Here is a 1977-nt window from a genome sequence, read left to right as displayed (position 1 = left end):
TAAACATCGCAGTGCCGTAGCACGGGAATGACAATAAAATATTTCAGTCTATTAGTTTTTTTGCTAAAGCCTTGAGTTCTTTTGTTGCGCTTTTGATTTCTTGCTGTGCGAAAATTGCGCTTATAACTGAAACTCCTGCGATTCCGCTGCCTTTAAGCTGGCTCATGTTTTGCAGAGAAATTCCTCCTATTGCGACAACAGGAATTTTTACAGACTGGCAAATATCTTTTAGAGTTGAAAGCGGAACATTGTCTGCATCCGTTTTTGTGGATGTTGAAAAAACTGCTCCAACTCCAAGATAGTCCGCTCCGTTTTTTTCTGCCTGCAAAGCTTGTTCAACTGTCTGGCACGAAACTCCGATTATTTTTTTTGCGCCTAAAATTTTTCTTGCTTCCTTTAATTCCATGTCGCTTTGCCCGATGTGAACTCCGAAAGCGTCTGTTTCTTTTGCGATTTTCACATTGTCATTTATGATTAAAGGAATTTTTTTTGAAGTGCAAATTTCTTTTATGCTGAATGCTTCGTCTAAAAATTCTTTTTCTGAAAGTTCTTTTTCCCTAAGTTGAACCAAAGTTGCGCCGCCTTCGATTGCCTGCAAAACAGCATCGCATAAAGTTTCGCAGCAGAAATTTTTTCCAAGCCAAGCTCTGTCTGTAACGGCATAAAGCAAAAGAGAATTTTTTAGTTCAGCGGATTTCATATTTTGCGCCTGCTTCAAGTTCTTCTCCTGTCATGTTGAAAAGCGCGTCTATGATTTTGTTTCTGTAAGTTGAATTTCCGTCGCCTTCCTGCATTTTTTTCCATGCGATTTCACCGGCAAGTCCCATTGCACAAACTGCCGCCGCGCTAGATTCAAGTGTGTTTTTTCCTGCGCAAATAAAAGCTGTCATAATTCCGCTTAGCTGGCATCCAGTTCCCGTTATGCGCCCCATCTGCGGTTTGCCGTTTCTGATGACAAAGCATTTTTTTCTGTCTGAAACTAAATCGATTGCGCCTGTGATTGCGACAACGCAGTTTTGTCTTTCCGCGAAATTTTTTGCAAATGCAATAGCGGCTTCAAGGTTGCTTTCTGAAACTGCATCTTCAATGTTTGCGTCCACGCCTTTTGTTTTTCCGCTTCCGGTTGCAAGAGTTTTTATTTCTGAAATATTTCCGCGGATTACGTCAAAGTTGATTTTGCTTATAAGTGAAAGGGCTGTTTTTGTTCTAAGCGTGCTTGCTCCGGCTCCAACTGGATCTAACAGAATTTTGTGGCTCAGGCTCTGCGCTTTTTTTCCGGCTGCAAACATGGCTCTTATTGTGTTGCGGTTGAGCGTTCCGATGTTTATGTTCAGACCGCTGCAAATTGAAGTTATTTCTGCGGCTTCTTTTTTTTCATCAGCCATTATCGGACTTGCTCCCATTGCGAGAATTGCGTTTGCAACATCGTTGACTGTTACATAATTTGTGATGTTGTGGATGAGCGGGGAATTTTTTCTTACTGAATCAAGACATTCTTTAAACATATCGGCCTCTTTAAAAAGTTCATTTGAATAATTCAACGCTGAATTTAAAGAGGTTTGTTTTTAGCAAGTCCCTACGTTGGCATTATCCAAATCAGGTTTGCGGGTCAAGGAATACATCCTACTCTCAGCAAGCTTTGAGCAAGCTCCCCGTGCATTAGCTATTATAAAAAAATTGCGGATAATTTCAATATGTTTTACTGTCATTATCAGGGCAAACGCATTGTAAATGCATTCAGCATAAAGCTGGCTTTCAGTCACGATTTCCTGGTTCAAAATCACGCAATAATGCGCTACACGCTGATTGTTGCAAAGTAACTATAGAATTGCCCGCTCATGCGGTCGCAACAATCAGAGTGTTTTTGTCCCAAGAACCGTTCCTTCGCGAAAACTTTACTTAAATTGCCCAAATGTCGAGTTTTGATAAGAACAGTAATTTAAGTGTCATTCCCATGCTACGGCACTGCGATGTTTA

At 40.8% G+C, this 1977-nt stretch carries 3 protein-coding genes and 1 riboswitch; of the genes, 1 reads left to right on the top strand and 2 read right to left on the bottom strand.

What is annotated here, in order from left to right:
• Window positions 1-43: 43 nt before the first annotated feature.
• Entirely contained in the window at window positions 44-700 is a 657-nt protein-coding gene (thiE, locus tag B3209_RS02425) for a thiamine phosphate synthase (RefSeq protein WP_296663924.1), read from the bottom strand.
• Entirely contained in the window at window positions 687-1505 is an 819-nt protein-coding gene (gene thiM / locus B3209_RS02420) for a hydroxyethylthiazole kinase (RefSeq protein ID WP_296663921.1), read from the bottom strand. Before thiM ends, thiE begins: the two co-directional genes overlap by 14 nt.
• Window positions 1506-1554: 49 nt before the next feature.
• A riboswitch (TPP riboswitch) is annotated at window positions 1555-1665 on the bottom strand.
• A gap of 29 nt (window positions 1666-1694) precedes the next feature.
• On the opposite strand from thiM, the gene B3209_RS02415 reads away from it, so the two are divergent.
• Window positions 1695-1820, top strand: coding sequence for a hypothetical protein (locus B3209_RS02415; protein WP_296663918.1), 126 nt, complete (start codon window positions 1695-1697; stop codon window positions 1818-1820).
• Window positions 1821-1977: the final 157 nt, after the last annotated feature.

The sequence above is a fragment of the Treponema sp. UBA6852 genome (assembly GCA_002449305.1).
Taxonomy (GTDB): domain Bacteria; phylum Spirochaetota; class Spirochaetia; order Treponematales; family Treponemataceae; genus Treponema_D.
Note: the sequence above shows the minus strand (reverse complement) of the source record. Positions and strands in the feature narration are given on the sequence as shown.

Bases quoted from the DNA above. Each gene is read 5' to 3' on its own strand.
- B3209_RS02415 (WP_296663918.1), top strand. From the start codon at position 1,695: ATGTTTTACTGTCATTATCAGGGCAAACGCATTGTAAATGCATTCAGC.
- thiE (WP_296663924.1), bottom strand. From the start codon at position 700: ATGAAATCCGCTGAACTAAAAAATTCTCTTTTGCTTTATGCCGTTACA.
- thiM (WP_296663921.1), bottom strand. From the start codon at position 1,505: ATGTTTAAAGAATGTCTTGATTCAGTAAGAAAAAATTCCCCGCTCATC.